This window comes from Borrelia coriaceae, assembly GCF_023035295.1.
GTDB lineage: Bacteria > Spirochaetota > Spirochaetia > Borreliales > Borreliaceae > Borrelia > Borrelia coriaceae.
The window spans coordinates 1-26,923 of record NZ_CP075083.1; the positions used below are offsets into that span (position 1 = coordinate 1).

25 protein-coding genes are annotated in these 26,923 nt (G+C 27.6%); 19 read left to right on the plus strand and 6 right to left on the minus strand.

Translation table 11 applies throughout. The annotated features are described in order from the left end of the window. Window positions 1-706 precede the first annotated feature (706 nt). Both bdr and bcCo53_RS05575 read left to right on the plus strand, forming a co-directional pair. Complete coding sequence (gene bdr / locus bcCo53_RS05570; protein WP_025408531.1) at window positions 707-919, plus strand: Bdr family repetitive protein; 213 nt, start codon at window positions 707-709, stop codon at window positions 917-919. A 101-nt stretch (window positions 920-1,020) separates the two neighbouring features. Continuing rightward, entirely contained in the window at window positions 1,021-1,563 is a 543-nt protein-coding gene (locus bcCo53_RS05575) for a hypothetical protein (RefSeq protein ID WP_081725081.1), read from the plus strand. A 586-nt stretch (window positions 1,564-2,149) separates the two neighbouring features. On the opposite strand, the gene bcCo53_RS05580 is transcribed toward bcCo53_RS05575, so the two are convergent. Next, a complete protein-coding gene (locus bcCo53_RS05580) occupies window positions 2,150-3,187 on the minus strand; it encodes a glycoside hydrolase family 3 N-terminal domain-containing protein (RefSeq protein ID WP_025408530.1) in 1,038 nt (345 codons plus the stop codon). Next, entirely contained in the window at window positions 3,180-4,634 is a 1,455-nt protein-coding gene (locus tag bcCo53_RS05585; protein WP_025408529.1) for a UTP--glucose-1-phosphate uridylyltransferase, read from the minus strand. The genes bcCo53_RS05580 and bcCo53_RS05585 overlap by 8 nt, the downstream gene beginning before the upstream one ends. Window positions 4,635-4,791: 157 nt before the next feature. On the opposite strand from bcCo53_RS05585, the gene bcCo53_RS05590 reads away from it, so the two are divergent. Both bcCo53_RS05590 and bcCo53_RS05595 read left to right on the plus strand, forming a co-directional pair. Next, complete coding sequence (locus bcCo53_RS05590) at window positions 4,792-6,582, plus strand: phosphoglucomutase (RefSeq protein WP_025408528.1); 1,791 nt, start codon at window positions 4,792-4,794, stop codon at window positions 6,580-6,582. 320 nt (window positions 6,583-6,902) lie between these two features. Further along, window positions 6,903-7,484, plus strand: coding sequence for a hypothetical protein (locus bcCo53_RS05595; protein ID WP_025408527.1), 582 nt, complete (start codon window positions 6,903-6,905; stop codon window positions 7,482-7,484). A 141-nt stretch (window positions 7,485-7,625) separates the two neighbouring features. Here the strand turns inward: bcCo53_RS05595 and bcCo53_RS05600 are convergent, their stop codons facing one another. The 4 genes from bcCo53_RS05600 to bcCo53_RS05615 all read right to left on the minus strand — a co-directional run bounded on the left by bcCo53_RS05600 (window position 7,626) and on the right by bcCo53_RS05615 (window position 11,589). Further along, window positions 7,626-8,672, minus strand: coding sequence for a BTA121 domain-containing protein surface lipoprotein (locus bcCo53_RS05600; protein WP_025408526.1), 1,047 nt, complete (start codon window positions 8,670-8,672; stop codon window positions 7,626-7,628). A 59-nt stretch (window positions 8,673-8,731) separates the two neighbouring features. Further along, window positions 8,732-9,709 carry a BTA121 domain-containing protein surface lipoprotein gene (locus bcCo53_RS05605; RefSeq protein ID WP_025408525.1) on the minus strand — a complete coding sequence of 326 codons (978 nt, stop codon included), beginning with the start codon at window positions 9,707-9,709 and terminating at the stop codon, window positions 8,732-8,734. Window positions 9,710-10,089: 380 nt separating this feature from the next. Beyond that, complete coding sequence (locus bcCo53_RS05610; RefSeq protein ID WP_025408524.1) at window positions 10,090-10,413, minus strand: hypothetical protein; 324 nt, start codon at window positions 10,411-10,413, stop codon at window positions 10,090-10,092. A 144-nt stretch (window positions 10,414-10,557) separates the two neighbouring features. Next, complete coding sequence (locus bcCo53_RS05615; RefSeq protein WP_025408523.1) at window positions 10,558-11,589, minus strand: BTA121 domain-containing protein surface lipoprotein; 1,032 nt, start codon at window positions 11,587-11,589, stop codon at window positions 10,558-10,560. A 760-nt stretch (window positions 11,590-12,349) separates the two neighbouring features. Between bcCo53_RS05615 and bcCo53_RS05620 the strand changes: the two genes are divergently transcribed. The 15 genes from bcCo53_RS05620 (at window position 12,350) to bcCo53_RS05685 (ending at window position 26,715) form a co-directional block, all read left to right on the plus strand. Beyond that, the gene (locus bcCo53_RS05620; protein ID WP_028328171.1) at window positions 12,350-13,180 is read left to right on the plus strand and encodes a complement regulator-acquiring protein; all 831 of its coding nucleotides are present in this window, start codon (window positions 12,350-12,352) and stop codon (window positions 13,178-13,180) included. Between the two features lie 223 nt (window positions 13,181-13,403). Then, complete coding sequence (locus bcCo53_RS05625) at window positions 13,404-14,189, plus strand: complement regulator-acquiring protein (protein WP_025408521.1); 786 nt, start codon at window positions 13,404-13,406, stop codon at window positions 14,187-14,189. 14 nt (window positions 14,190-14,203) lie between these two features. After that, a complete protein-coding gene (locus tag bcCo53_RS08735; RefSeq protein WP_281507457.1) occupies window positions 14,204-14,326 on the plus strand; it encodes a hypothetical protein in 123 nt (40 codons plus the stop codon). Window positions 14,327-14,377: 51 nt separating this feature from the next. Next, window positions 14,378-15,109, plus strand: coding sequence for a virulence associated lipoprotein (locus bcCo53_RS05630; protein ID WP_025408520.1), 732 nt, complete (start codon window positions 14,378-14,380; stop codon window positions 15,107-15,109). A 321-nt stretch (window positions 15,110-15,430) separates the two neighbouring features. Beyond that, on the plus strand, window positions 15,431-16,261 hold the full coding sequence (locus bcCo53_RS05635) for a CRASP family complement regulator-acquiring lipoprotein (RefSeq protein ID WP_025408519.1): 831 nt from the start codon (window positions 15,431-15,433) through the stop codon (window positions 16,259-16,261). A 391-nt stretch (window positions 16,262-16,652) separates the two neighbouring features. Further along, complete coding sequence (locus tag bcCo53_RS05640) at window positions 16,653-17,717, plus strand: CRASP family complement regulator-acquiring lipoprotein (RefSeq protein ID WP_025408518.1); 1,065 nt, start codon at window positions 16,653-16,655, stop codon at window positions 17,715-17,717. 175 nt (window positions 17,718-17,892) lie between these two features. Next, complete coding sequence (locus bcCo53_RS05645) at window positions 17,893-18,927, plus strand: virulence associated lipoprotein (RefSeq protein ID WP_025408517.1); 1,035 nt, start codon at window positions 17,893-17,895, stop codon at window positions 18,925-18,927. Between the two features lie 209 nt (window positions 18,928-19,136). Beyond that, window positions 19,137-20,012: a virulence associated lipoprotein gene (locus bcCo53_RS05650; RefSeq protein ID WP_025408516.1), complete on the plus strand. Its 876-nt coding sequence runs from the start codon at window positions 19,137-19,139 to the stop codon at window positions 20,010-20,012. Window positions 20,013-20,242: 230 nt separating this feature from the next. Further along, window positions 20,243-20,458: a hypothetical protein gene (locus tag bcCo53_RS05655; protein WP_025408515.1), complete on the plus strand. Its 216-nt coding sequence runs from the start codon at window positions 20,243-20,245 to the stop codon at window positions 20,456-20,458. After that, window positions 20,409-20,978, plus strand: a complete 570-nt coding sequence (locus tag bcCo53_RS05660; protein WP_172641930.1) for a CRASP family complement regulator-acquiring lipoprotein — start codon at window positions 20,409-20,411, stop codon at window positions 20,976-20,978. The genes bcCo53_RS05655 and bcCo53_RS05660 overlap by 50 nt, the downstream gene beginning before the upstream one ends. Window positions 20,979-21,240: 262 nt before the next feature. Continuing rightward, window positions 21,241-22,071, plus strand: coding sequence for a virulence associated lipoprotein (locus bcCo53_RS05665; protein ID WP_025408513.1), 831 nt, complete (start codon window positions 21,241-21,243; stop codon window positions 22,069-22,071). 242 nt (window positions 22,072-22,313) lie between these two features. Beyond that, a complete protein-coding gene (locus tag bcCo53_RS05670) occupies window positions 22,314-23,144 on the plus strand; it encodes a complement regulator-acquiring protein (RefSeq protein WP_025408512.1) in 831 nt (276 codons plus the stop codon). 287 nt (window positions 23,145-23,431) lie between these two features. Next, entirely contained in the window at window positions 23,432-24,286 is an 855-nt protein-coding gene (locus tag bcCo53_RS05675) for a complement regulator-acquiring protein (protein ID WP_025408511.1), read from the plus strand. A gap of 231 nt (window positions 24,287-24,517) precedes the next feature. Further along, complete coding sequence (locus bcCo53_RS05680) at window positions 24,518-25,387, plus strand: complement regulator-acquiring protein (RefSeq protein WP_025408510.1); 870 nt, start codon at window positions 24,518-24,520, stop codon at window positions 25,385-25,387. A gap of 227 nt (window positions 25,388-25,614) precedes the next feature. Then, on the plus strand, window positions 25,615-26,715 hold the full coding sequence (locus bcCo53_RS05685; RefSeq protein ID WP_025408509.1) for a complement regulator-acquiring protein: 1,101 nt from the start codon (window positions 25,615-25,617) through the stop codon (window positions 26,713-26,715). Window positions 26,716-26,923: the final 208 nt, after the last annotated feature.

The following is a 26,923-nucleotide window of genomic DNA, read 5'->3' on the forward strand; positions in this document are numbered from 1 at the left end:
TATATAAATTGTTATTAGTACATGAGTGTTTGGACAATAATAATGAACATAGTTGCCTCAAATAAACACAAAGTTGATACATAAATATACATAGTTGTCACAAAAATGAACAAAGTTGTCTTAAGATTTTTTATTTTTACGAGTTGTCATGAAAATGAGCAAAGTTTCCATAAAAATATACAATAGTTGAACCTAAAATATACCAAAATTGACATTTTGCTATTACAAACAAATAATACTGCTGACTTATTTGAAATAAATCATCCCTTTCGATAAAAACTACTTCTTAATATCAAATAATACAAAACTCAATAACAAAATTTTTACTATCTCTAACTTTACAACAGATAACATTCTTTACAAGGCATAGGCAAATTAAATAATAATTTGAAACCCTCACAATATTCTCTAATTGATCTCAAAAATTATTATTAATATACCTTTATCTAATTTAATTTAATTTAATTTAATTTAAATAAATTATTTACTACTTTTCAAAAGATCTAAAAATAGCCGCAAAAAATATTTTCCTTATCACACTATTGTACTAAACACTTTTGTACTAATGGTTATTATTCCAATAACTTGGTATTTGCTACAGAATAACGATCATTAGTCATATTTCCAATTTACTATTTTTTACTGTATACTATATTAATGAGATTATCATGGGGCTCTTCCACAAACAATAGGAATTACAAGACAAATGGTCTTAAATGAACTTATTAAAGCTGGCATTAATAGAGATGTAGCCGACGATCTATCTTACAGATATTATCGTAATGAACTTACTTATAAAGATCTTGAATATCTAGAAACTAATTTTAACCTTAAACTCGAAAAGATTGAAACACTAACACAAGCCGAAATTCAAAAGATAGAAGCAAATTTACAGTCTGAAATTCAAAAATTAACTTAAATCATAATGGCATCAACTCTACTCAATTGTTATCTTGCCCTTCTTAAATCCTTTACTTACAATAATACAATAAAAATGTTAAAATTAATTTAACACGCATAATGAAAAATTTAATACTTATCACACTACATTTATTAACAATATATGCCTATGCCCAGAGCGAAAAATCTAATAATGCAAATCTTACAGCTACAATACCACTACAAATCGGCATCATTCAAAACAACTATATAAACTTAACTCCCTTTAATCAACATCATAAATATTGCGCTTTCATTGGAATAACTATGACTTACAATGAATGGATTGATTTCAATATACTCCCCATTAACTTCTATCCTAAGAATCCAACCTTATTCTCAAATGCCTATTTTACTCTATCTCTTTCCCTTTATATATTAAAATATCAAATACAAATAAACCCCTTCCCTGTTAAGATACTCATAGGTACTCAATTGCCTATAGCTATTAGAACTGCCATTATCACTGGTAATAACATCTCTGCCTTCCTTTTCCCTGTCTTCCCTTTCGTCTCTATTAAATTCACTATTCCAATTACTAATTTATTTTCTATCCTCTCTATATTTTCCTTTTCTCTACGTGAATATTTCCTAGTTGATATGGCTATTACATTTCCTATTTAGTCCTATTTCGTTATTATTAATCATATCTCATAATCCAAATACTAATGAATAAATTCTATTTACATTACAAATCTACAAGCTATATAAATATATTCATCATGTATCTCAAAATTTAATAATTATCACCATACATAATATCAACACCTAAAACCCTAATTTAAGATTACTAAATACAAATCATGCTTTTCCTATTTCTGCAAATAAAATAAGATTCATATATTAAATAAGTCGAATGTATATCTCCCCGCCGTCACCACCAAAAGTATCATTCTTGCATTTTCATAATCATGTTTATATACAAGTTTATATTTTTAATACTGGTTTGTCCTTTTGTACTTTGACTGGAGAAGTTAATATTTTTGTTAGGCCTACAATACTTGGTAGAGTTAGTAATTCTTCCTTTTAATGTCTAGCTTATCGCTTGTCTCTTCTATTTTCACTTGCAATAATCATTAGCAACAAAAAATAACAACAAATCGCATATAAATACATATAAAAACTTGCTCTCTTCCATTCAACATTGACGTTATAAAGTTACCCTTACATAATATTACTACTGCATAACATATTATTTTTAATAAAACACTCATTCTCCTGCACTAAATCCCTCAAAACCTTCTGGAATAAGCACAATATTAACACCAGAATTTAACGATTTTTTAATTGCATTCTCTAAACTAAAATTATTTACAATCGCACCCATATCATATGCATCTGTAATTATAATACTACAAATATTTAGGTTATATCTTATAATATCCACAATATCTCTTGACATACTACTCACATCTCCTGAAATTTTAGGAACAAGTACATGTCCAAGCATAATAAATTTTGCTTCCTTCCCAAAAAGAAATGGTACAAAATTATTTACCATCAAAAAGTTTTTACTATAAGGCAATAAAGCCAAATCTTTATGAGTATCTACTTTAGTGCCTCCAAGTCCAGGAAAGTGCTTAACTACAGCAAAAACACCTTCTCTTTGCATTCCATCAATAAATGCTTCTACCATAAGACCAATATTATAAGATGAATCCCCAAAAGTCCTACTACCTAAAGGAGTATTTGAAGCAACTTTGGCATCTGCTACAGGTGCCATATTTACATTAATGCCAAGACGCCTAAGTTGTTTTCCAAGAATCTCACCAATCTTATATGCAAGATGAGCATCTCCAGTAAGACCAACAGATTCCATCGCAGGAAAATGATAAACACCCAATTTTTTATTCTCACTAGCTCTGCTAACTATTCCCCCTTCTTCATCAACAGCAATCAAAATATCAGAACCAAGATAGCTTTTTATTTTGTCAATCAAATCTTTAGTTTGTTGTGCATCCTTAAAATTTTCCCTAAATAAAATAATTCCTACTGGATTTATCCCCTTTATTTTTTCAAGCTCTTCTTTACTAAGTTTTTGCACAGCACTAGGATTAGCAACATTCCTAATGCCAACAAATAAATAACGGTCCTTTAAAATGTTTTTAAAGTCAAGCTTACCTAAAAATTCATCAATATTGATAAGATCAAATTTATCTTTTTCAAAATAATCATAATCTATCTCAGGAACGGCTTCTAGTAAAACCAAACTAAACAATAAAAGTCCACATAAAACAAATTTAAACATCCCATTTACCCTGCCTAAATACCAAACCATATTTATTTTTAAGTGCATTATTAAGAGCATTACTCACATACCTAGCAAGTTCTAAAAGATCCCCTGAAAATTTATCATTCCTGTAATTACTCATAATGAGAGTGTCAACAAATAACTTTGCAGGTAAAAACCTATCCTCTCTATTGACCTCAAAAATCAATGGATTATCTACTATTCTCATAACCTCCCAAGTTACTTGCTCAATTGCAGTATATTGCCCAAAATCTTTAGCTTGCTCAATAACTCTTATAGGCATATCTGATATTATTCTATCTATATTTTCTATCAAATATTCTAAATTAAAAAGACCTGTAGCACAATTAAACAAAATCTTAAAACCTCCACTTTCAGCTTTCAGTACAGTTTCACTAGAAATACCACTACCAATATCAACACATGTTAAATGCTCATTTTCATCCAAAACCAAAATACCTCCCTTTGTATCCAATGAGGTCTTTACACTAAATTCAAATCCAGAAGAACTATTAGTTACAGCCATTATAGCAAGAGCCTTTAAGTTAACAGTAAAACCAATATTATCAACATTACCAATATATACAAATTTTTTTCCGGAATTATAAAGTTTAAAATAAATATCCCTTAAAACCTTAAAGCTCTGACCATGCCCAGCAGGCAAAGCTAAAAGATTCAGATTACCATTAGTCTTATACTTAAAATACTCATATTGTCCATCATCTAACTTATTATAACAATAAACCAGAGGTTGAATAGCTGTTAAAATATCTTTTTTTAAAAATCCACAATGATTTAACTCTTTAATCAAATTATCATCAAAAATATTGGATAAACAATTAGAAATTAATTGATCAGTTTTATAACTTGTCATCTGAAAAACGGAAGGCTTAATATGCTTTCCATAAAGATCATAATATCTCAAAGAAAGCATTAAAAGATGGCGTAGCTTTAATGCCAAAAATGAAAACCCATAACTTCCATCTTCATTCACATATGCAGGTGTTATTCCCTTAGGTAAATGTCCAAAAGACTCTTTAGCTTCAAGTATCTTATTTGCATATACACCATACAATTCCTCATTAAATTTGGAATTTTTAAGTATATCAAAATAACTGGTTGCAGATCCCCCATTTAAAATACCAAATGAAAGATAAGGATAAAGCAACAATCCCAATCTTTCTAGATCATCACCAGTAAAAACATAAAAATCACCTTCTGATGAAAACACAAATTTTGTACAATCATCAATATATTTTTTTAAATTATTCTCAACCAGTTCCTTTTTAAACTTTAATCTAAAAGAATGATCAGCAAGTCTTAAAATATTGCTATGACTTTCATCTGGAAAATTTTTAAAAGACATGCTTAAAGTTTTAAGTTTGTGCATATTAAGCATATCAAGCATTTTTTTAGAAAAAATCTCATCTATTACTTCATACATACTAAAGCCTCATTTAAACATAAGCTAAACAATAATTAATATATTATAAGAAATAAATAAGTAATGCTTATTATAATAGAATATGTTACTATAATCATAGTACTAAAATAAAGACAAATTAAGAATATGCTTAAAACATACTGATAAAGGAGAAAATATGCTAAAGGGATATATGCTAAACATGATAAACTTAAGAAACGCTATTAATGAAATGATACTTTCTCCTTCAGGATTTAGAAAAATATTTGCAAAATCAAAAGATGAAAACTCAACAGACTATGAAATAAATGATGATGATAAAATATTGACTGCTCTTATAATACTTACAATATCAAATTATTTTAAATATAAACCAAAAAAATACATTAATATCGGATTAGACTCAAGAACAACTGGAAACATAATCTCAGAGATAACAATAAAAACCCTAATCTTAAACAATGACAGTATAAATTTCCTTGGAATACTTCCAATACCAGAAATCCTAGCTTATACAAAAAAAAGTAACAATTCAAAAGGATTTATATACATCTCTGCCAGCCATAATCCTCCAGGATACAATGGAATTAAAATTGGACTAGATGATGGAGGTGTGCTAAATTCAAATGAAATAAAAAAAATAATATGTCAAATCAAATCCAACATTAAAAATGAAAATTTAATACATAACATAATCACAAACTTACAAAAGTTTAATACTAATGCACTAAACTCAAAAACATACGAAACAATTATCAATGCAAAGCCTACAAATAAAACACAATCTTATAATGCATATAAATGCTTAATGCAAGAAATAATATATTCAGATAAACATAATCAAGAAAATATTGACATACTAAAAGAAATTATCAAAAAAGAGCCTATAGGGATAATAGGGGAAATGAATGGTAGTTCTCGCATTAATTCAATTGACAGAGAAATGATTGAAGCATTAGGGATAAAATTAGAACTTCATAACACAGAAATTGGCATCTTTAAACATGGAATGACTCCTGAAGGAGAATCTTTAAACATGTGCAAAAAAATATTGGAACAAAAATTTAAAAGTGACAATTCTTTTCAATTAGGTTACGTCCCTGATTGCGACGGAGATAGAGGTAATTTGGTAGCGATTTCAAAAAAAGGACAAGCAAGCATTATTACTCCACAAAAAATATTTGCTCTCTCAGTACTATCTGAGCTTAGTTATCTTTACTATACAGGCATTAAAGACAATTTGGCCATTGTTGTTAATGATGCAACTTCACTAAACATTGAAAAAATAGCAACACTATTTAATACAAAAGTTTATAGAGTTGAAGTTGGTGAGGCTAACTTAACAGAAATGGCTGACCTTTTAAGAAATCAAGGATTAACAGTAAAAATCTTAGGAGAAGGATCAAATGGGGGAAATATTATACACCCTTCAAAAGTAAGAGATCCACTAACAACTCTCTTTAGCATCATAAAACTGCTTAAAATCAAAAATCTTTTCAAAATCTGGTGTGAACTATCTAATAATTCATACAATGAACAATACAACCTTGAAGACATATTAAAAACAATCAATTTTTATAGCAATGTAGAAGTATCATCTCCAAAAGCAATACTTAAAATAAATGTAAAAAATCAAGAGATACTAAAAACCAACTACGAAAGATTATTAGAAAAAGAGTTTAACAATAATAATACAGTCTTACATAAACTACCAATACATAATTATGAAATTATCAATTATGAAGGCATAAAACAAAATACCTCTAGAACGGGTGACTCATCAGGCGGTCTTAAAGTATTATTTAAAAATAACAAGCAAGAAATAATTGCTAGTTTATGGCTACGTGGTTCAAAAACAGAACCAATATTTAGAGTACTAAGTGAGGTCAAATCTGAATATAATGCCTTATTATACGATCTCTTAGAATTTAATACATACCTAATACAATCTGCTAACTCAATAATCTAATAACATAAATTTAAAACTCAAAACAATCTGTTTATCATAATCAGTTATGTAGCATGTAACCTATTATAAGCATAATAAACAGTAGTTTCACTCTCAATATTTTTGCCTATCACATAATGCATCTTTAGCAAAAGATAAGCTTTAAAGATCATCAATACCGCAAATTTTCAAAAGTTCTTGAGATTTTGCAATAAGCCTCCAATATGCCCCCAACTGTTACTTAAGGATCGTCAGTTATTTTGAAAATTCCTCTAAAAAAATATTAACTTGCTTAAAGTTTTTAAAATAAATTGCACTATACTTCCTTCAAAGGAGAGAAAATGAAATTAACAAAAAAATATTTACTAGCGGTTCTTTTATTAAGTCTTATCAATTGTGATTTACTAAGTAAAAACAAAATTTTAACATCTCATTTACTAAATACGCTTGATAATAACAAAAAAGAAGCACTAGTGACATTTAAAAATTTACTCCAAGATAAAAGTCATTTAGAGTATTTAAAGAGTGAACAAGCAAAAATGCTAACAAACTTCACAGAAGACGACGGAATCGAACAACCTCATCTGCAAGAAAAACTTAAGGGAACACTAAGCTCTGAGTATAATGAGAATCAATTAAATCAATTATTTAGTGAACTTGGATATGAAAAGACTAAACAATTCCTTGACAACTTACATAAAATGCTACAGGCGATTAAAGATGGTACGCTTAGGGCCTTTCACGATTCATCATCTTTCAAAGACTATAATACAACTTTGGAAGCAAAAAAAGCAGAAGCTCTAAGCTCGGTCAAAAAAGAATTATATGTGCAGTACTATTTCTACATCAATGATCTCCAAACTGCAGATGATTTTTTTGTATTAACAAGAAATCATTTAATGATTTTTAAAAACAATTTATAAATTAAAGTTTATATAATTATATAAGCTTTAAGCTCCTATTTTAGCTTAGGAGCTTAAGTTATATAGCTTTAATATCAGCACTATTCATAGATGTAACATTAACTTACAAGTTAATACTTCAAGACCACAAGCTGAATGTACCTAGGTCTTAATTGCTTCAAATTTTTTCGCATAACTTAATATACAAAGCTTATCATACACCTCATCAAAATCATAACATGCCAATCTTAATGCCTCTTTATAGTCATTATCAACTTCAAAATACTTATTACTTAGCTCATTTCTCTTAGTAATATCACTTACCATGTTTACAAATGCTAAAGCCTCATCTTTTGCCTTAAGAGTTTCCACAATATTTGTAATAACCACTTTAAATTTATCAATATCAACAATTAACTTAGAAATCAAAGAATTAAAATTACTGTTAGTATATTCCTCCACTTTCAACTTAGGTGTATTCATTGACAAATAAAATGGCTTCATAGATTTATGAACCCCTGGATAATATGTACTAAACTTAGAACCAATCAGTACATCTCTTAAATAATAAATGGCTCCTTTTTCCTCAACATTCAAATTCAATTGATCGAATATTTTAGCAATTAACACAGCATCGTACTCAATTAAATTAAATTCGTTCTGTACATCTAAATTCAATTTATCAAAATTATTACTAGTAATTCTAGTATATACCTGCTCAGGACAATCGAATGCAAGTTTCAACTCCTTTCTATAATAATCATTAATACTTGCAAACCGATCATTTAATGCATCTCTCTCAGCACCTTCTTTTACCTTTTCAATAGCTGCTTCAGCTGCAAGTTTCGCATTATAACTACCTGAAATGATTTCAGCAACTGTTTTAGTTCTAACATCACCTAAAATCGTAAATAATAGCTCATAAAACCCATGATCATCATATATGTTGACTCTAACTCCATCTGCATCACGTACAACAAACTCAGAATCAGCCAATACACTCTTTAAATACAAAATGATGTTTATCTGCGCATTAGTCAGATCAAATTGAGAAAATAATTCATCAAAATCAATATAACCATGCTCATAAATATTACTTAAATCTATATTTATTGGAACACCAGCAGTACGATGATCATGTAACATGCCTTCTTTATCCACATTACAATTAATTAATAAAAATACTAGTAACACTTTACTCTGCTTCATACCTATTCCTTTTTATGTCTTTATTAAATACTAATAAATAATAATCTTAATGTCTGCTCTTATGAACTAGATTTATTTGCTTTTTTCACAACACTATTGAAACAGCTTATAGTATCAGCAGTCATACCATTAAATCCAGGACTAACAAGCTCAGCATATAATTTTTTAGGGTCTCTAAAACGACTTCTTAACTCCCTTCTATACACATTATCATACTCCTCAATCTCTTTGAATAAACTACCTTTTCTAGTTTCATCTTGCACCTTATCAACAGCCCCAATAGCTGTATCCATAGATACAAACATGTTTAAAATATTAGCCAAAGCACCTTTTTTAATATTAATATCATCAAAAGGAGCGGATGATAATGTATTATAAACTTGTTCATCATTATATTCGCTTTTTTGAGATGAAGGATTAGGAGAAGTTAATGCCTCTCTTAAGTAATATAGAGCCCTTTTCTCTTTAGGAGTTAAACCTATATCTTTAAATACTAAATTGGAGAAACCTGCAATTTTGGTAACATTTTCAAGATCATTTTTTGCACTAGCAATCGCATCAGTCAATACACTATGTGACTTCACAGGTCTATTAAATGCAACATTTAAAAAATGTTTATTAAAAACTTGACTGACATTTTTATGTAATCTACTTTTTTCAGGATCATATTTTATCTTATCAATAGCTACTTTAGCTTTCTCAAATTCATCTAAAAATTTTATAATACTCCCAGAAATCGTTGTAATTCCGTTCTCACCAAAGCTAAATAGCAAATTATCAAACTCATCACTGGTGTATCTATTGTAAATTGGTCCACCCGGAACAAATTCAAAATGTTTAAAATCCACTAACATATCTTTTAAAAAAGATATAGCATTCTGCTCCTCAGGCGTTAAAGTAACCAAATCACTCATCTTTCCAGACATCAGACTAAGCCCACCTTTAGGATCTAAAGAATGAACTACACCATCCTTTTTTCCAAAACCACAACCAATGAATAATAAAAATAATAATATCTTAGGCTTATTTACACCCATATTTTATCCTTCCCTTGTCTTTTTCAAAATTTTTTTAAATCAATAAATACCCCTCCCATAAAAATTTTTAACAACTCCTTATGCTCAAACTAAATTAAACATATCGTATATTTGAGCAACTAATTATGAACTTTTCTTATTTCCTTTAAATACTTCTAGTTCCTGATCATTTCATTTAATAAGCTCAATATATGCCAACAAAGAGGATCATTGCATGCAACTTTTAATAGCCTTTATACGCACCTTGATGCAACCCTTAACCCTTTAAATGTAAATTGTGCTTAAGTTGTTTGTTCGTAAAATTGTTCAGTTATATCTCTTTACTACCAATAGCTTCATCAACTAAGATTATTGCCTTTAAAACAGTTAAAATATCTTTTCTAGCCACTTCCAATTCCATCTTTTGCAAAACCAGCTAACAAACTATTAAACTCATCACTGGTATAAGACTTAAAAAACTTTTGATGCATACCAAGCATAAAATGCTCAAAATTCATTAACATATCTTTTAAATAATTTATAACTCTGTGATCTTCAGACTTTAAATTAACTTCACCTCTCTTTTCTTTAATCTCATATTTAATCTTTAAATTCACACTTGCATAAACACCCGAGGAATAAGTTACATAACCATTTTTATTCAAACTACACCCACTTAACAACAAACTTAATAATAACTTAGACCTATTGATCTTAACACTCATTACATTCCTCATAACATTTAGTTTTATTTTAAGTTAAATTGAACCCAATGAAACTTAAATTTAATTTATTAATAACCACTACATAAAATACCCTATTCACAAAAAATACAAGATATAACCCCTAAAGGAGTTATTATTTTTGTATTAAGACTTATCACCGCTTGCTTTTTGTTTAATTTGAGTAAATTTAACTGCAAACTCACGGCACAGATCGACAAATGCTTTACTAGTAAACTCATTACGAGTAAACTTAACAACCCCTGAAGAAGGTTCTATAAACAAATCTTTTGACCTGAAGATATAATCTACACTCTCCGAATTCAATTTCACTTGTAAGTTTTTTCTCTTAGCATCATCAGTTTTAATCGCCTCAATAGCTGCTTGAGCTTCAAAAAATTTATCAACAGTATCCACAAGCGGGCTTAAATCACCCTTAAGGCCAGTTAAACCACCAGGATAAGATAATAATAAGTCTAAAACAGCTCTACGAAAAAAACCATAAACTCCATTCCTTATATCTAAAGATTTTAGCGCCAAGTAATTAGTGTCTAACATATATCTTAAGCAATCTATAGCCCTTTGCTCCTCTTTAGTAAAAAGATCAGAATTAAAGATTGTAATACTTTTGTTTACACAGTAATACAACTCCTCAAAACCGGATTTTACATCTGCAATATGATCATTAAAATTATCATGTGCATCTTCAGGAACATCACATAGCATTTTTAATGATATCTTAGCATCTTTAAATAAATCCAATCCACTAAGCTTATCTCTTTCATAATCATATTTTATTATAGGAATCAACTTGATAACTCTATCAATTGTTTCAAAAATCGTCGCTATATCCCCAGCAATTTTTTTAGTAAAAACTTTACCGAAACCAGTTAGCAAATTATAAAATTGATCGTAAGTATACATCTTAAGTTCTTCATTTGTCATAAATGAAACAGCTTTCAAATTAATTAATGCATCTTTTAAAGAACCTATAGCTTTTCTCTCTCTACTTGTTAAACCAAAACTGTTAAGCAATTTACTGATCGGATCATCTTGTTGGTCATGCGAATTACTACCAAATACATCCCGTGCACCAGTTGTAGATTCTTCAGATACATTACAACTAATCAGTATTGATGTTAATAGTATTAACATCAATTTAATACTACTTAATTTCACAAATATTCTCCATTTTACACTCATACATGCTACTGAGTATAAATACATTATGTGTTATAAGTTATTATATAATAATGGGTTTAAAGTTCCAACTCTAAATTATCACATATTCTTGTTAATCTCTCCTAACTGCATCTAGCATGTAATTAAGCTTAAAAATTATTTATAAAAAAACTGAAAAGTTTAAAATTTTTTCTAAAAAAATTGAAAATAAACCATTTCTGCACTAATAATTGATTACCAAATACTTTAATTTTTCAAAAGGAAGATTGTTTACTCACAATATTTTATACATTTTACAAAGCCTCTTCTGTGAAGAGGTTTTTTTTAAAACCTAATGCACCAACTATTTCCTAAAGCACAAATAAATTGCTATTGCATTTAAATTTAACCAACTTGATCTGTATAAAATAAATACGTAATTAATACACAAAACACCCAAGTTAATATTAGACTTAAAGCCCACTTCTTAAAACAAGCAACATAAATAAATTACAAAATAATATATAAGTAATATCAGATTTATGGGGTATAATTATTATCAAAGAGATACTATAACAATCAACACATATAAAGATATAGGAAAACAATTAAATGTTAAATTCTACTCAATATCAACTATTTAATAGACATACTACAATTTTTCTATCTACCCTCTTGATATTTAAACTAAATCATTTATAATTATCAAATAATACATAATATTATTTGATAATAAATTAATTAATATTTGTTAAAGTTTACAAGCAAGGAGAATATTTTGAAAAAATATCTTTTTATACTATCTTTTATAATAATTGTTACTCTAACCTCTTGCAAATCAGACCTTAACGAAAAAAGACCTCAAACATTTAATGACGCAAATCAACAGGATTGGGAAAACTGGACACTATCAATCAATCAAGACGACATACCATCACAAAAAAAATATAAAGCAGAAATAGAAAGAAAAGTAAAAAGAATGTTTATCAACGCTTTAAAAAAAGAGATTCAAAACATTATGGCTTCAATAGAACGAGATCAAGAGAATATTCAAAAAAATGAACCTGCAGATCAATTTGGAATGAAAAATGGTGCATTTAAAATCATAATAGGCAATCCCAGCCAAAAAGCCTACAATGATCCTGAAAGTCAAAATAACAGAAGACAATTTTATTCATCTCTAAACTACAATAAGGAAAAAATCAGAAAACTTGGAACCATTCTTAATCAAATAACACTTGACCATGCAAACAGGAGACAATTACACATAGACATCACAAATGCAGGAAGAGTTTACTCTCAAGCTATATTTGAACTAGTAATCAATAAAATAAGAGAAGTTCAAGATAAATTAGATTCTCTGCAATTTAAAGAATTAAGAATGATCAAAATTCAACTTAACGCAATTGTAAAACTAAGATCATTGTGGCAAAACACTGCTGATAATATTATCAAGGACTACGATAATAATATAGAAATTAAAACTGATAGCCAAAAATTAATTAAACACATAAGAGAAAAATATGGGAATATACTTCAAAAAGAAATTCCCAAAATTAGCCTACTAGCTAGTGAGATTAACAAGATCTTAAAAAAAATAAATCAGTAATCATAAATTTATAATTAAATATTAAGTATCATAATTATTATGATAATAAATTTATAAACTATAAAAAAAGAGACTATGTCTCTTTTTTATTTATTACTTTATATTTTTAATATTTTTAATAAAAAAAACATAATAATAATGGTATTACATAACTAAATGTTCTACTATTATAGATAATTAATATCGAGTAAAATATCGCTCAAATTTTAAGAAAAAGGAAAATATGCTAAAAAATTATTTCTTTATAACGTATTCTATAATCATTTCTACTCTAACCAATTGCAACGCAGATCTCGCATTATTTCCAAAAGGAGGAATAAAAAGTTTACGCAAATTCCTTGATAGCATAGAACCACAAGCAATCAAACAGTCCAAAGAAAATTTAATAAATAACTTACAAAATAAAGCTTATAATATCAAGCAGATATTAGATCTACATAACAATAATTCTTGGATCGAAGATAGTGACCAATTTGGACTTAAGGGACAAAATCGTGTTTTTGATATGATGAACAATCATACAAACAATCAAACAATAAGTGATGATATAAATAAACATGTTAGAAAGAAATTTTATTTGGCTTTAGAATATGATAAGACAAAAATTAGAAATTTCGCAAAAGTTCTTAACCAAATAGCAATAGCCGGAATGCATCAAAACAACATCCTGCTTACAAACATCCTAAACACAGCAATAACATATTCTATGCATTACTTTGAAATTGTATTTGCAACACTTATGAATAAAAAAGATCAACTTGAAGCTTTAAATCCTACTGCTCTACAATATCTAACAAACGAACTTAATAAACTTGAAAATATAAGATACTTTTGGCACCAAACTATAGATAATATTATCAATGATTACATTCAAGACAAAAATAATATTAAAACTGATAAAACCAAAATCATACCTCACATCAAGCGTTACTATCAATTCAAACTTGTATCCCAAATCAATAAGATTCAAGACATAAGTAATAATATTATAAATATCTTAACTAACTAAACTAGCATTTAAGAATGCATAATATTAAAGCAAAACTTGACTATTTAATTTTTACTATTGATATTCAAAATCAAATCAATATAATAAAATATATAAACATAGTATCAATCAACGACAAATCATTACCAATGATGTAGCATAATATTGGTCTATAATCCATTTGCCTTTAAAAAAACAAGGAGAATATTTTGAAAAATTATTTTTTTATCTCATTAACTTTCATAAGCTTTATTTTAATCGCATGCAATCCAAATTCCAAACCAACTAACGACGAAGCTCCTCACGATTTAATAAACAATCTAATAAACAAACATGATCACACTAATCTTATACTAAATACACACAACAATGATCAATGGGTCGAAGATAGCACTCAATTTGGAATGCAAGGAACAAATCAATTATTTGATGTCATTACTACTGATGATAACACAAAATACAAAGACAATAAATCTGCAAGAAGAGAAGTTTATTTAGCTTTTGAATATCACAAAGACGCCATTAAAGAGTTTGGAATCATTGCTAACAAATTAGCAGATGGAGCTTTAAAAGGTAGTGCTCAAGACATCCAAATTCTAAAAGATGTCATAAAAGAAATAAGACAATATGCCAAAAACTATTTTTTAACTGCATCAACACCGCTAATTAATAAAAAAGATGAACTGGCTTCTTTAAATCTTAGTGAGTTAAAAACTCTTACAAATCAATTTCAAATAATTGAACAAAATAAACAAATACTTAAAAATGGTTTGATTAAAATTAAAGAAGACTTCAATAAGGATCACAACAATATTAAAACTGGTAATATCTCAAATTTAATCAATTATCTAATTCACAATTATCTCGACACATTTGAAAATGCATCTAATACAATCAAAGATGCATGTAAAGAAATTAACTCAATTTTAAGTAAAATATAAACATTACCTATATTATTACATTACCAATAATGAAGGAAAAAAGGAGATTTTTTCCTTCTTAACAATAATATTGTGTACTTAAATTATAAATTAATCTATATTCTTTAATATAATTGAAACAATATCTAATTACTTAAACCTAAAACAATTATAGATATAATATCATATACAATAATATAAATATTATTATTTTTAACCAAAATTATCTTGATAATAAAGATCATTTTAAATATAATATCAATTAATAATTGAATATTAACTAATAATTTTTTAAAAATATTTTTAATAAATTAGTTTAATTTTTATCACAAGGAGAATATTTTGAAACACAAAATTTTCATATTTTTTATTTTAACAAGTTTAATCCTACTCGCATGTTCACAAGGAACAACTAAGACTGATGGTGATCAAGCAAAGCTCACCCAAGAAGAGGCCAGCAAACAATGCATAATAAACCATGTAAGCGAACAACTATCTCCAATAACAAAAATAATGGAAATACATAATGATGCTACAAAGGCTGAAATGCCTAGTCTTCTGGAAGCAAACGGACTATTTGGTGTGACCAAGTATAAGAATAAAGCAGGTGCAGATACACTATACAATGCCAATGATGATGAGAGTAAAAAAAACAGAAAAGAAGTATACTTAGCACTTGAGTATAGCGAACGCCTAATTAATGATTTTGCTGTACTTGCTAACAGAATGGCAGCAGTAAACGATAATAGCATAAATACTGCTTTAACTACTATCGTGAATAAAATGAGCGAATATGCTAGAGCTTACTACAAATCAACAGTATTAGAAAGAATCAGAAAATTAAACGAAGAAGATGCTAATAAACTTTCTGAACTTTCTCTTGACGATCTAAAAAAACTGAAAACTAATCTTGATACAATTGAAACATCACACCGAAATCTTCAGCATGCAGTAATGGCAATCAAACAAGATTACGATGATGACATAGAAGTTGGAACTGTACCAGCAGGAGGAGCAGGAGGAGCAGGAGGAGCAGCAGCTAGACATAGACTTAAAACTAATGCTACTGCTACTGAAACAGCAGATTACTTTGTAGGCAAAAAAGATCAATTTGAAAATGACCTTAATAATCTCATAAAAGCAGTTAACGAAGTTAATAAATTGCTCAAATAATCTTAAATAAAATAAAAATACAAAAGATATAAATACTTTATATAAGGAGAAAAACATCTGTTTTTCTCCTATTTTATCTAAAAAAAAGGGAGCATACTACAATATTATTATGCCGCTCTATTCACCTTGTAACACCTTCAAGCACATATTAAACAAATAAATACATAACCTGATATAATAACAATAATAATACAAACAACAAAATATAAAAGCTTAAAATCAAAGCTAACTATCATATACATATTGCATTATCCATTAGCTTGACAAACAATCTTGATATTAATATTTAATAAAGATATAATTATTATTAATTAATATTGAGCATAAGTTATTAACTTATAAAATAAAACAAATTATAAATTTGATTACTTTAAAGAATAAGGAGAATATTTTGAATCATAACTTTTCTTTCCTTATCTCTGTTATCTCTTTAATTACCATTACCAATTGCAAAGTAGCCCCTAGCAATGATCAAAGATTAGACAAAACTTTAAGAGAAATAGAAAGCGAAAAACAAATAATCGTAGAAGCACAAATAGTCAAAACAAATGCAGAAGTTGAGGCAAAAATAAAAGAAATAGAAACACAAGCAGAAAAGGAAGCACAAAAAATTGCAGAAGCTGAAGCAACAATAGCCGAAGCAATAAGAGAAGAAAAACAAAAAATCAGTAACTCAACAGAAGTAGAAATCCAAATCACAAAAGAAGAATTACAAAAACCAAATGACAAAATAGTAGAAACAAAAAAACAAATAATAGAAATGACACAAAATCTCAAACAATTAATAATCGCTAAATTAAAGCTTAAAGCTCAAGCTACAGAAACAATACTAAAAATACATACAGATTCCAATTGGCCAGAGCCTAACGATCATTTTGGAATGACATCTAAGTCAAACCCAAACAAAGATACAAGAATATTTGATGTAGTAAATAGAGAATATAAACATAGTCACCAATTCAAAACATATCTTTTAAATGACGAACAATCCGCCAGTGACAGAAAAAAAATCTACTTAATTTTCAAATACAATAAAACCAAAATTCAAAAATATGGCGAAATTTTCAATCACTTAATACGAGCTAATTTAAATAACAATGCTAAGGACATAGTTAATGCAATAATTGACTATGCTGAAATTTACTTTGAAAGTGCATTAAATAGATTAAATGCAAAACAAAACTACCTTAACTCTTTAACTTTAGAAACTCTAAACAAGCTTGATAAAGAATTTGATAATCTTGAAGCTGAAAAGCAAATTTTTGAGAATTATTTAACAATGCTTTTTGATGATTACCACAACAATCAGCATAATATTAAATATGGCAATGACCAAGACATAATAAACTACATGCATAATAAAGAATACGAACAAAAATTTTACAATTCAATAAAAATAATGCTCAACACAAATGAAAAGATCAACAAATATTTAGATACACAATACATTAATTAACATGATTTTAACATTTATATAGCAACTGCATTTAAACTCATTAAAACTCAATATCAAAATAGTTATATTATCAATCTTGATATTCAAACCAAATAAATGTATAATATTTTTTAGTAACCAATATCAAAAAATAATAAATAATTGTGTGGTTTATTTTTAGAATAAGGAGAATATTTTGAAACACAAATTACTTGCTACGCTTATTCTAATTACTTTAATTGCAACATGCAAAACAGATCTTAGCAAGACTGTAGAATTAAAAAAATCATTAATAGAACAAGAAATAGAAATAATAGAAGCAACAAAAAAAACAAAAACTGAAGCAACACATACTGAAGATGAAATAGCAAAAGCAACAACAGAAAAAGCACTAGAGAGAATAATGTCATCAGCAACAGCAATAAAAGAAGAAAAATCAAAAAGAGATCAAATAGAAAGAAAAAGAATAGAAGAAAAGGCAAAACAATTAGAAGTAGAATACCAAAAAAAATGGGCACAAAACCAAACACAACTTGAAATTAATAAAATAAAAATTGCAATAAGACAACAAACTCAAGATGCTGAAAGATTGCTCATTATAAAAGACAATGATTATTGGAATGAGCCTTCTGATCAATTTGGAATGCACGATAACAATTTCCTAAATAAAGCATTTGACATATTAAAAAAAGACCTAAAGCCATATCATCACGATGATAATAAAAAAATTAGAGAAAAAATTTACTTAGCTTTTGAATACAAAGACAGTTACATTAGGGCCCTTGGAGAAATTCTTAACAAAATTGCACAAGATTATGAATCGCCTAAATTTAACCAGGCAAACGACAAAACTTCTACAAAACCTCAGGCAAAACCCTTACTACAAGAGATCATAGAAAACATCAACGAACATAGCCATCACTATTTTGAGATTGCATTTAAAATATCGGATGAGAAACAAAATAAAATTGACTCTCTAAATCTTAGCGATTTAAAAATACTTGCAAGCAAATTTTCCGAACTTCAAAAAATAAGAAATACTTGTAAAATATATGCAAAAATAATTTACAATGACTTTAAAAACAATAAAGATGAAATTAGAACCGGTAGTATTGACAAATTAGAAGAATACATAACTAATAATTCATATAGAAAAAAATTTAAAGACACAATTGAACAAATCAAAATACTAGCCACTCAAATTGACAACATCATATACAAATCAGCATAAATTTTTATCCAATATCAATTAACTCTGGACTAAATGGATTTTAACCCATATATACAAACTCAATATCAAAATAGCCATAAAATAATATTTAAGTAACAAGATTTAATAGCAATCTTGATATTTAATCTCAATAATATGTATAATACTGCTTGGTAAGTATTATAAAATAATCAAAATTAATAAAGTTTATCTAAAAAAAGGGGAATATTTTGAAGCACAAATTATCTGTAAAGCTTATTTTAATCGCACTAATTACCACAACTTGCGAATCAGAGTTTGACGTCACTGAAGAATTAGAAGAAGAACTAATAAGAGCAGAAGATGCAAGACAAATAGTCTTAGAACCGCAGCTCTCAAAAACAGATGAAGCCGAAAAGAAGCAAAAACAGCTTATAATCGCCATATTAAAAAGCAAAACTATAATGGCCAAATATACATTAAAGATACACAAAAATGATATGTGGATAGAAAATATGGAAAAGAGTGAACTATATGGAATGAACACTCAAAGTTCAGCATTTCATGTAGCTAAGAATAGAGATAATAATGAGGTATATGCAACTGATACTAATAAAAATGCCAGAAAACAAATTTATTTAGCCCTTGAGCATCGTATATCAACAATTACAAATTTTAATGAAATACTAAACAAACTAGCAGAAGGTGCCGATTCTAATGTCAATTATGCACAAAATGAACATGATATCAAAACAGAATATAATACTTTAATAGAAAATATTTTAGCCGAAGCTCGCAAATATGCACACAATTACTTTGAAAGGGCATTAATACCACTCTATGACAAACAAGATAAGCTTAACTCTCTAAGTTTAGATGATCTAAGAGAACTTAAAGACAAATTTGATGAACTTCAAAAGATAAGAGATACTTGCAAAACATACGCAGAAACAATTTATAATGACTTCAAAAATGATAAAGACAAAATTAGAACAGGTGTTGTTTTACACTTAAGAAACTACATAAACAAAAATCACTATAAGTACAAATTCAAAGCATTGTTCAAAGAAACAGAAAAACCAGCTTACTATATTAGCCAAATCCTAAATAAGATACAAACACATTGATTTAGCATTTATGCAATGTGACTTCATAAAAATAAAATAAAAACCTTTATCTAAAGGGCTTATTATTAATTAATATAATAAATTTGTCTCTTGACTCTTGATATTCAAATCAAAACAAAGATATAATATAAACCAATAATAATTATTAATTTGTAGTTTATAAATTTATTCAATATTGTGTAATGCATTAGTATTAATCAATTTGTAATGCCAAAAATAAGGAGAATATCATGAAAAAAATTATTTCTATCATTTTTATTTTACCACTACTAGGGTTAATTGCTTGTGATCCCAAACGAGATACCACAACAGATCAAGCAAATGCTCAAAGAATAGATGATATGCTACCGTTGTTCGATCAAAAAGCAGAAAATGCTCAAACGATATTTAATATACATGACGATCAAAATTGGAATGAAGATAATAACGCAATTTGGAATGCATGACGACAAGTCTAAAAATAAGGCATTTGACATACTTCAAAAAGATGCCAAACCATACAGTCACGCTGATAATAAAAATGAAAGAAGAAAAATTTACCTATCATTAGGATATCACGGTCCTTCTATTACCTCACTTGGCCTGATTCTCAATAAATTAGCAGAAAATGCAACAACTAATCCACAGCCAAATCAACAATACACAATTCTTAAACATATTGTAGAAGGGGTAAGTAATTTTGCCACAGATTACTTCGAAACCGCTTTAAGACCACTGTGTAATAAAAAAAACAAACTTAAAGACTTAAGTTTAAATGCTCTAAACTTACTTGTACAAAAACTTAATGAGCTTGAAAATACAAAATCCACTATTAGAAATCTCTCAGATGAAATGCAAAACAAATTCAAGGATCATAGTATAGATCAACAATCTCAGTTAATAAGTCACATAAATTCAAAACGGCAAGAATTTCAAACCTCTTTTACAAAAATAAAAACACTACTGGAGAAATCAAAACAATCTTAGATAAACTATAAAGCACTATACGCTTAAAATAACTTTAATAACTCTATTAGGAGCAGGAATAAAAACTCTTCTTGCTCCTTCTTATATAAAAGTTCATTACCCCTATATTGATATTTAAACAAGTATAAATATATAATATTTATTAGTACTAATTATGAAGTAGTTATTGATATGAAATAGTAATTCATATCAATAAACCAGTCGTCAATTACTTAATTAGCACTGTTGATCAATTTTTGATTCTAAACACAAGGAGAATATTTTGAAATACATTTCTATTATTTTTATTTTAACACTATTAATACTAATTGCCTGTGACCCTAAAAAGGATTCTCAAATACAAGAACATAATGCAGATTTGCAAGCAATGCAAGCACAACTCAAACCGAATGACTCAAAATACATAATCATGGAACTAAAAATCATAGCTGAAAGATACACAAAGGTATTAAATGATCACATCAATTATGCTTGGATTGAGGATGGTGCGGTGGGAGAGGTAGGAGAGAATTATGGCCGAGGAAACAACCAATATGGCATGCGTGGAGACAACAAAGCATTCGATGTAATTAAAAATCCTGAAGATAATTCATACAAATATAATGATTATTATGGCAAAGCATCTAGATCAAAAATTTACTTGGTATTTGAACATGAAGACAACCTCATTAGAAAGTTTGCAGAAGTAGTAAACACGCTAGCAGCTTCTGCTTCAACTGACACAAATAATCCAAATGAATACAATAATTTACTTCAAAAGCTCGCTGACGATTTAAGAGCATATGCTCAAGATTACTTTATAGTTGCATTTAACACACTAATTGAAAAACAAAATAAACTTGATACACTCACTACTAATGAATTGCAAACACTTCGTAAAAAATTTTATAATCTTAAAGCAGAAAGGGAAATGCACATACAAGATGCAAAAACAATTTACAATGATTTCAACTCTAATAAAGGAGACATAAAAACTAATCCTGCCAAACTCAAGGATTATTACATAAACAACTACAAGCAAAAATTTAAAAACTCACTAGAAAAAGTAAAAACACTAGCTGGGGAAATTAAAACAATTTTAGATAAAATCTAAAGCATTTGCTTCTAGTAAACTTAATAACTTTATTAGAAACAAGATTAAATTTCAATACAACTTCCATTACGCTCTTGAATATATGAGTACAAATGCTTTATAAGCTCTGCTCATATCTTTTTAGATTAAAATACGTTTTCCCTATAATCATTATTACCTCAATAATTATATTGATATTTAAATTAATATAAATATATAATATTTATTAATATTAAGTGTCGATAATAAAAGAGGAGAATATTTTGAAACACATTTTGTCTATTATTTTTGCTTTAACACTATTAGCATTAACTGATTGTAACTCAAGCTCCCACAATTCCACTAAATCAAATGACATAATAAATAATCATCCAAGGGACATATTCATAATAAGACCTACTGAAACAAATATTTCAAAGATAAAAAATTATTTAATAGAGCAAATACAATACAAAGTCGAAACCGACCTAGCTCTAATCAAAGAACATGAAACAGATATTATAAGAGAGCCTGCAAAACAACTTGGAATACAATGTGCAATCTTTGATGAAATCCACTATAATAATGTGTTACACAAACCAAATGCAACATACCCCATAGACAAAAACAAAATAAAATTATTCTACGCATCTATAGACTACAATATAATACGATTAAAATGGCTAGGGGAAATTTTAATTCAAATCCAAGCTCCTCAAACCAAAAAAGGTAATGCACTTTACAAATCAATCTTAAACACAGGAAGAGAATATTATCAAAAATCATTTGAAGAACTCATAAATGAAATCAATACAACAAAAAATAAACTCAATCTTTTAAATGAAGACCAACTAATAGACATCACAAACAATCTTGACACAATTGAAAACCTAAGACAAATTTGGATAGGATTTGTGGATGATATCATTAACGATTATAGAAATAATGCTGAGATTCAAAATAACAATATAAAATTAATAGAACACACAATTACTAAATACAACAAAATAAAAGATAAAATTAATGACATCAAAGACATAGCTCACAAGATTAAAAAAATTTTAAAATCAATCAAGCATCACTACTTCATTAATAAACAAATTCTCTCAAAATAAGAATAATATCCTTAAGACATGTCTTTTTAATCGGTCAAATTAGTAAATATACATTTAATCCTTACACTTCAAACAAATTTCAATAAATTTACATAAATTTAAAATGACACAAAATACCCTCTACAGTACTTACCATAAATAATTGCTATATTTACAAACAAATAATATGATCAAAACTTTTATTATATCTATTGAACTGACTTGACATTTAAATCCAATAGTATTATAGTATCAAACAATAATGATTATTATTTGATAATCAAAAATTAACAAAGGAGAATATTTTTATGAGAAAAAATATCTTAAACAACACTTTTATTACATTTATTTTAATGGCATCTATGCTTACCGCTTGTGACCAAAACTCAAATCTTACTACTAAAGGCGGTCCAAAACCACCAGTAGCAGTAGGAGATGCTCCATCACAAATTAACACAAACATAGAAGACCTATTAGCACAGGGAAATGCGCTTATCCAAGAAAATCTACCACTAGCACAAACAGAAATAAAAGCAGAAAAACAAGAAACAACAAAAGACACAATTGATGCTCTTAATAAAAAATATAAAGACTACATAACTCAAAAATCAGACAAAAAGGAAGAAGCGAGTCAATATGGAATGCAAACTGGAGTATTTGATAAATTAACTAACACTAAAAATAAAAAAAAGTACAGTGACGATGAAAACAAATCTTTGAGAAATAATTTCTATGGATCTTTGAATTGGGACAAGACAACAATTGAAGACTTCGGCAAAATTATTGCTCAAATCGAAACATCTGTTTTCTTTAAAGGTACTTGGCCTAAAGATCTAATAGACGCAGGACAAATCATCCAAGAAGAATTCGATAAGGCAATCAACCAAATAAATAGTAAAAAAGACAAGCTCGACTCATTAAGTGATGAAAAACTAAAAGAACTTAAAGAGACAATCGATCAGATTGAATTATCAAAAAATACTTGGTCAAAATTTGTAACTGATATCATAAAAGATCATAAAGATAATAAAGACAGCATTAAAGATAATAAGGAAAAATTAGTATATCATATAAAGAAAAAATACGATCCAGGCATCAAACCTGAGCTACAAAAAGTTAAAGATGCAAATGCTAGCATTAAAAAAATACTAGATGAAATCTAAAGAGATTCATATTAAATTTAAACATACTTATTAAAAACCTAAAGAAGGGAGGACATCTTCCCTTCTTTTTTTTTAACAAACGCATTTACAACTTAAATAATTACATTCCAAACAAATAAAATAAAAACAATAATGATTATCTAATAATACTTGTTGTTAAATTATAACAATTCTTATATAATGAGAGAATTATTAAATAATTAACATAATATTAAGGGGAGAAAATTTTTTATGAAATTCAATATTTTAAATAAAATTTTAATTATATTTACTTTAATAACATTTACATTAATCGGTTGTGACCAAACTCCTAGTTTTACTACTAAACCTGAAGACACCCAAAACGATTTCCTAAATCCAGAAATTGACACGCAAGATGATATATACAATAGCACTATCATGCAAAGGCTGCTCTCAGCCAAGAACAATTTTCAATTAATAGAACCACTAATAAATGAGATAGAGATAAGGACTAAAGTCCAAAATAATATGCATTTAATAGTAAAACATAAAAATAATACTGAAGAAGACGGACAATATGGCATGGAATGGAAAGCGTTTAAATTTTTAAAGAACGCTCACAATAATAAAAATCTAAATTCTATTGAAAATAAACCACTAAGAAGACTATTATATTCATCACTAGATTGGCAAAAAGACATACTTATAAAATTTGGAACCATCTTTAACAAAATAGAACAATATGAAGGTACACATCAAACCAATAATAACGCCAAGCACCATCTGACAAAAATGATTTTTGCAGCAGGCACAGAACATGTTCAAGCAACATTTGAAAATATAACAGATACAATCTATAATGAAAAAGACAATTTACATAAATTCACAAATCAAGAATTAAAAAAAATTAAAGCCGCCCTTGATCAAATTGATAACATAAGACATAAATGGCAAGAAATGATTATTGAGCTCATTGCTCAACATGACGCTAATTATAATGACATACAAAATAATGATCAAAAACTAATAAATCATATATTCTCTAAATACCACACAACACTAGAAAAAGAAATTCCTATGATTCAAGTGTCAGCTCAAGATATTAAAAATATTCTAAAACAATATATTACAAATAACTAAAACATCAGGGAGAACTCATCGTTCTCCTTCTTTTTTATATAACTACCATAAATCAAAAGATATAAATCCAAATAATACATCAACTAATATTACAAACTAATCTCATAATAAAAAACAATATTTTTCTTTAATAAAATTGGTTTTTAAATTATATGCATTACATTTTTATATAAGAATCATTCTTAATTGATGATCGTATTAATATAATACAAGGGAGGAGAATCTCTATGAGATCCAATATTTTAAATAACATTTTCATTACATTCACTTTAACAGCACTTACACTCACAGGCTGTGACTTAAAAGACATGGGCAAGCTACAAGCTTTTCTTACAAATCCACAAATAGATCAAGGTGATAATACAAAAATACTAACTTTAAGTACACAATTACCTAATACCAACGCCGAATTAGTAACAGAAGTCAAAGATGAACAACCAGCAAAAGATGAAGCAACAAAAGCAACAGAAATAAAAGATGAAAAACTAGAAGCAAAAGAACATAAAAAACCAGAAGCAACACAAGATGAACAAAAAGAACAAGAAAAAGAAGATAAAACCCCAGCAACAACAGAAAATGAACAAACAACACAAGAAAAAGAGATTATACTACCTATACAAGATGAAATCCCAGCTAAAACACACCAAGATCAAGAACAAAAACAATTACAAGACAACCCAACAGAAGAGGAAATAGTAAAACCAACAGAAGACAGAGAAAAAACAACACTAATAGAGGAGATAATACAAAAAACTCAAGAAGGTATAAACTCAATAAACGAATATAGCAAGAACACTGAAAATGATGACCAATATGGAATGAAAGAGGGAGTATTTAACATATTAGTTAATACTAAAAATGAAAAAAAACTACAATCTAATGAAAACACAAAAGCAAGACAAATATTTTATTTATCTCTAAATTGGAAAGAAGACACACTTAAAAAATTCGGAACAATCCTTAACAAAATAGCACAATCTGACACCAATAATCATTTGGCAAAAACACTCGTATCAATAGGAGCAAATTACCCTCAATTACATTTTGCTAGAACAATTAACACTATATACAACAAAAAAGATAGTCTTGAGAACTTAGAACTTCAAGAATTAAAAAACATTAAATCAAACCTTGAAGAAATTTATGAATTAAGATACAAATGGATAGATACTATTGATAAAATCATTGCTGCATATGATACTAATAACATACAAAATAATACTCAAAATTTAATAACTCACATAAATTTTAACTATGAGACAATATTAATAAATGAAATTCCTAAAATTGAGGTACTAGCTAAAGATATTGCAAAGATTTTAAATTAAGATTTTAAAAATAAATAAAGAATTAGAGGGGCACTTATTGTGCCTCCTTTTTTATATAAATACCACAAATAAAAGACATAAGGCCAACCAACACACCAATTGATACTACAAAACTAATATTACAAACTAATCTTATAATAAAAAATAATATTTTTTCTTTAATAAAATTGGTTTTTAAATTATATGCTATACATTTTTATATAGGAAT

Coding starts and splice junctions, on each gene's coding strand:
- bdr (WP_025408531.1), top strand. CDS start 707: ATGGTCTTAAATGAACTTATTAAAGCTGGCATTAATAGAGATGTAGCC.
- bcCo53_RS05575 (WP_081725081.1), top strand. CDS start 1,021: ATGAAAAATTTAATACTTATCACACTACATTTATTAACAATATATGCC.
- bcCo53_RS05580 (WP_025408530.1), bottom strand. CDS start 3,187: ATGTTTAAATTTGTTTTATGTGGACTTTTATTGTTTAGTTTGGTTTTA.
- bcCo53_RS05585 (WP_025408529.1), bottom strand. CDS start 4,634: ATGTATGAAGTAATAGATGAGATTTTTTCTAAAAAAATGCTTGATATG.
- bcCo53_RS05590 (WP_025408528.1), top strand. CDS start 4,792: ATGCTAAAGGGATATATGCTAAACATGATAAACTTAAGAAACGCTATT.
- bcCo53_RS05595 (WP_025408527.1), top strand. CDS start 6,903: ATGAAATTAACAAAAAAATATTTACTAGCGGTTCTTTTATTAAGTCTT.
- bcCo53_RS05600 (WP_025408526.1), bottom strand. CDS start 8,672: ATGAAGCAGAGTAAAGTGTTACTAGTATTTTTATTAATTAATTGTAAT.
- bcCo53_RS05605 (WP_025408525.1), bottom strand. CDS start 9,709: ATGGGTGTAAATAAGCCTAAGATATTATTATTTTTATTATTCATTGGT.
- bcCo53_RS05610 (WP_025408524.1), bottom strand. CDS start 10,413: ATGAGTGTTAAGATCAATAGGTCTAAGTTATTATTAAGTTTGTTGTTA.
- bcCo53_RS05625 (WP_025408521.1), top strand. CDS start 13,404: ATGCTAAAAAATTATTTCTTTATAACGTATTCTATAATCATTTCTACT.
- bcCo53_RS08735 (WP_281507457.1), top strand. CDS start 14,204: ATGCATAATATTAAAGCAAAACTTGACTATTTAATTTTTACTATTGAT.
- bcCo53_RS05655 (WP_025408515.1), top strand. CDS start 20,243: ATGAAAAAAATTATTTCTATCATTTTTATTTTACCACTACTAGGGTTA.
- bcCo53_RS05660 (WP_172641930.1), top strand. CDS start 20,409: ATGACGATCAAAATTGGAATGAAGATAATAACGCAATTTGGAATGCAT.
- bcCo53_RS05675 (WP_025408511.1), top strand. CDS start 23,432: ATGAGAAAAAATATCTTAAACAACACTTTTATTACATTTATTTTAATG.
- bcCo53_RS05680 (WP_025408510.1), top strand. CDS start 24,518: ATGAAATTCAATATTTTAAATAAAATTTTAATTATATTTACTTTAATA.
- bcCo53_RS05685 (WP_025408509.1), top strand. CDS start 25,615: ATGAGATCCAATATTTTAAATAACATTTTCATTACATTCACTTTAACA.